Genomic DNA, 4,257 nt, shown 5'->3' on the forward strand with positions numbered 1-4,257 from the left:
TTACCGAAGGACAGCAAGCGCTTGACATTTGCTGCCAGCTTTTCCCAGTTATCCTGCCTATTTATAGCTTTTAATGTTGGCTGATGCGTGCTTTGAATGCCGATTTCCAACTGAAAGCGTCCCTTCGGCACCGTCGCCAAGAAATCCATAACGTGCTCTGACAGTATATCGGCCTTAATTTCAAAGTGGAAGGTTGCATTTGTATCAGCCTGCGCCAGATGCTGCATCATCGGCAGAAAGTATTTTTCGTCCAGATTGTAAGTACGGTCTACAAACTTCACCAACGGCACACCTGCAGCAATAAATCTGTCCAAGTCTCGCAGCACAAGCTCCAGCGGCCGCTTGCGCACAGAGCGCGATATACCGGACAGGCAATACGCGCAATTAAACGGGCAGCCACGCGTGCATTCGTAATAAACTATTTTATGCTCTGCCAGCATTTTTTCCAGATCAGGATACGGGAACGGCAGCAGTGACATATCATCTATTACGGTAATGCCTCCATTCAAGTTCACCTGCTCCCCTTCGCGATACGCAATATGCTGAGGGACAGCGCCACCGCCAGCCAAATACTCCAGCAGCTCGCCAAAAACCAGCTCACCCTCACCCTGTACGATATAATCTGCCTGCGGCAGCTCCGCAAAAATTTTCTCCGCATCAAACGCTACCTCAGGTCCGCCAATCACGATTGCTGCTTGCGGACGCAGTTTACGCAGCATTCGTATAAGTTTAAAAACGAATGGTTTATTCCATATATGCACCGAAAAGCCGTAGACCTGTGCCGGTACAGCCATGATTTTTTCTAACACCGCCAGAATGGGGGTATTGATTGTTTCTTCTATTAATGTTACCTCATGCCCCTGCGCTTTAGCATATTCGCCGACATAGCGTAGACCAAGGCCGGTATGGATATATTTACTGTTAATTGCGCTTAATACTACTTGCATTCCTCTGCTCCTCAATTTTTAACCACAAATACAGAAAAAGCTCTACAACCGAAGCTGTAGAGCCTAAATTTACTGGTGCCGAAGGCCGGACTCGAACCGGCACGAGCGTGAACCCGCTTGATTTTGAGATATTCAACGGCACTATTTCGGTTTTTCTGATTTTCTTCGGTTTTCATGTTAACCCACGTTATTCGAATAGTTAACTTAAGTTGTGTTTCGTTGTGTGTCTATTCATAGAATACAGTTGTTGGACACATTTGAGTTATCCACAAGAATTAAATTTTATTAGGTTCAGTTTTTTTATTTTCTTTTCTTGAAGTTTTATAAATGCGTTCCTTTGTTTATTTTATATTGATTTCTACCAATTGTCAATATCGGTCTCTGCATAAGAATAATAAGCTCCATTTCCTATAATTAGGTGATCTAACAACGGGATTCCCATTATTTTTCCTGTTTCTTTTAATACTTTTGTAAGTTTATTGTCATCCATGCTGGGTGATGGATCTCCAGAAGGATGATTGTGAACCACCACGATTGAAGCTGCCTTATTTTTAATTGCTTCATAATAAATTTCTCGTGGATGCACTATTGTGTTTGTAAGTGTTCCTGTGAACAATACTTCGTAGTGCGTCATTTTATTTTTTGAGTTCAGTGAACAAACTATAAATTCTTCTTTTTCTAGGTATCTTAATTTTGGCATTAGGTATTCTGCTATTTCTTGTGGATTTCTAAAGTCTGGTTCGTTTGGTGTTGTTATTCTATTGATGATTTCAGATAGAAGCTTAATTTTTGTTATTTCATCATTAGTTAATTTTAATAATTTCAGTTCTTCTTTGCTTCTATTGATTATTTTCCCAATGTCTTTGTATTTGCCTAGTATTTTTCCTATTTTTTTACTATCTAATACTGCAGATAGTAGATTTTCTGTGGATATATATTTTGTTGATCCGTAGATCTCTACTGCTTCTCTAATTTGTAAATCCATTTTCTTCTCCTTTCATAAAAAGAAAAAGGCGAGCATTATTTTGCTCACCTTTAAGTTATTTCTTGGTATTTTTTGGATATGCTATTTTTTATTTAACTTAGTAAATCCCCTTATTTTTAAAGTATTCTGTTACTAAAGCTTGAAAACGTTCAGCTTTTGCTAATTGAATTTCTGCATCTTTTTTGGAGGCAATAAAGAAATCTAGATAATCTGCTCGTTCTCTGTTTTCGGAAGCTTCTTTTATTATTTTGGAGGCCTCTTTAGGGAATATGCCTGTTTTAACGTAATGTTGATTGAAGAATGCTATTACTCCACTATGCTTACTACTATCAAATGACTGTGTAGCATTGACGGCTCTGATTGCATAGAAGATTGCGTAATACGCTCTATTAAGAGTATTTTTAAATCGTCCATGTTCATACATTATTTTTGCATCTTCAATAGCATCTTGACAACATTCTAATCTGTATTTTGCTAAAGCTATTAAGCTGCTTTCCATAGTTCAATACCATCCTTTTTTATATTTTTATAAAAGGGAGAGACATTTTTCCATACATTGAATTGTGTATTGTTTATTAGAAGTACTGATATAACTTTATTGTATTCTAATTCTAAGTCAACTACTGCATCTATCATTTGTTGATGCATTTCTTCAGTGTAGTGTTCTATGATTACTGCAATATCTATATCAGATTCTTCTGTTGCAGTTCCTCGAGCTTCAGAACCGTATAAAATTATTGCTTCTACATTTTTTCCATTTGTATTGAATATATTATTCAAAGTAGGTATTAATCTGGTGATAATAGAATTAATATTTTTCATTATTTTCACCTCCGATATGAAAATATGTAAGTATTTATTTTTCTCTAATATTTTTTTCTTCTATTGCTTCGATTATATATTTTTTCAAGCTGATACCTTTCTTTATTGCTTGAATTTTTGCTTTTGCATGGACATCGAATGGCATTGTGGCGTTATAAGTTACAAATTTACCGTTTTCATTATTTTTGGGGTTTGGTAAGGTTGTATGTGGTTGCTCCTGACTTCTGCCAGATATAAATTCTTCGGCAGCTGCCATTTGAGCAGCAGTTATTGGTTTTTTGGGTAGTGCCATTATTATTCCTCCTGTTTTTGTAATATGTTTTTGATTTCTTTTACGAGATCAGATAATTCTAATGATGCTTTAATTGATTTTTCTTTTTCGATTTCTTTATATTCGTTGACGTTTCTTCCAATACAGATAGCTTCTTTAAAAGCTACTCTGTCGACAAATTCAGTTGACAGTATTTTTATGTTATACTGTTTTTCTAATTCGCTGACAGATTCTTTTACGTCTGATACCATTTTCACTTTGTTTGATGGCATACGATTCAGCATAATATATGCTTTATCGATATCAACAATTTGTCTACATGCTTCAATCAGTTCTAACGTATCTTGCGTTGCCCACAGGTCATATCCTGAAGGCTGGACCGGAATCAGTACCATTCCATATGTTCCGCAAAAGATTGCGCTACGAACTACTTCACCGTCTCCTGCACCGGCGTCAATAACGATGTAATCGAAATTATTATAGCTTTGAATATCTTTGAACAGCGTTTTGTAAGGTAAACTTACAGCACTTATACTTGCTAATTCATTTGCATCTGCTCTGATTTGCGCAAAGCTCATTGCCGATTGCTGTCTTCCGTCTGTGTCAATGAGCATTACTTTTTTTCCTTCTTGCGCCAGTGCTGTGGCAAGGTTAGTTGCTATTGTGCTTTTTCCGGTGCCACCTTTTGTGTTAATTACAGAGATTGTTTGCATGATTACTTCCTCCTTAGTAATATTATACCATAATAATAGTCATAACGAAAGTTATTTTTCTTACTTTAGTTATGTTTCTAATAATTATTATGTTAATAACTTTAATAATTTTCATAACTAAAGTTATGATTGTTACATTGATTATTTTTGTTATTTTAGTAATGAAAAATTGGAGTAATCTGCTAACAGTTTTATGTTCTACCATTAGCAGATTATCAGTGATTAAAGGATATTTTTAGGATTAATCTCAATAACTGCTTTGTTATGCTCTTTCGCGTATTTTACACATTGCGCTGTTCCTCCTGTTTCTTTGCAAATTACTGCAATAATAATATTACTTTTGTTAACCATATATCTGTTTCGTGCCATCATTTTATAAGTCGCAAATCCTCCCTCTGACACGATGGTTACTTTGTCGCTTTCAGATAACATCTTTTTATATTGTTTTTGTGATTTTTCTGTCCACTTTTTCTCTTGCCCTACAAATGGTAATGCTGCTTCAATTCTGATGTTTGGATT

Annotated in this window: 8 protein-coding genes; all 8 read right to left on the reverse strand. The window is 35.8% G+C overall.

Annotated elements, in window-relative coordinates:
• Positions 1-947, reverse strand: a 947-nt coding sequence (locus tag BN587_RS08505) for a B12-binding domain-containing radical SAM protein (protein WP_044484659.1), incomplete at its 3' end; no start/stop codon positions are given.
• An 11-nt stretch (positions 948-958) separates the two neighbouring features.
• The gene (locus tag BN587_RS11970) at positions 959-1,123 is read right to left on the reverse strand and encodes a hypothetical protein (protein WP_303684943.1); all 165 of its coding nucleotides are present in this window, start codon (positions 1,121-1,123) and stop codon (positions 959-961) included.
• Positions 1,124-1,305: 182 nt separating this feature from the next.
• On the reverse strand, positions 1,306-1,932 hold the full coding sequence (locus tag BN587_RS08510; RefSeq protein WP_021720701.1) for a JAB domain-containing protein: 627 nt from the start codon (positions 1,930-1,932) through the stop codon (positions 1,306-1,308).
• A gap of 97 nt (positions 1,933-2,029) precedes the next feature.
• The gene (locus BN587_RS08515; protein ID WP_021720702.1) at positions 2,030-2,431 is read right to left on the reverse strand and encodes a HEPN domain-containing protein; all 402 of its coding nucleotides are present in this window, start codon (positions 2,429-2,431) and stop codon (positions 2,030-2,032) included.
• Complete coding sequence (locus BN587_RS08520) at positions 2,416-2,754, reverse strand: nucleotidyltransferase domain-containing protein (RefSeq protein WP_021720703.1); 339 nt, start codon at positions 2,752-2,754, stop codon at positions 2,416-2,418. Before BN587_RS08520 ends, BN587_RS08515 begins: the two co-directional genes overlap by 16 nt.
• Positions 2,755-2,788: 34 nt before the next feature.
• Positions 2,789-3,046 (reverse strand): toxin-antitoxin system HicB family antitoxin, encoded by a 258-nt coding sequence (locus tag BN587_RS08525; RefSeq protein WP_021720704.1) that lies wholly within the window; start codon positions 3,044-3,046, stop codon positions 2,789-2,791.
• A gap of 2 nt (positions 3,047-3,048) precedes the next feature.
• Complete coding sequence (locus BN587_RS08530) at positions 3,049-3,738, reverse strand: AAA family ATPase (protein ID WP_021720705.1); 690 nt, start codon at positions 3,736-3,738, stop codon at positions 3,049-3,051.
• Positions 3,739-3,960: 222 nt separating this feature from the next.
• Positions 3,961-4,257 (reverse strand): SLOG family protein (locus BN587_RS08535; RefSeq protein WP_044484661.1); only part of this gene is annotated, 297 nt, incomplete at its 5' end.

It is taken from the genome of Phascolarctobacterium succinatutens CAG:287, assembly GCF_000434895.1.
Taxonomy (GTDB): Bacteria; Bacillota; Negativicutes; order Acidaminococcales; family Acidaminococcaceae; genus Phascolarctobacterium_A; species Phascolarctobacterium_A succinatutens_A.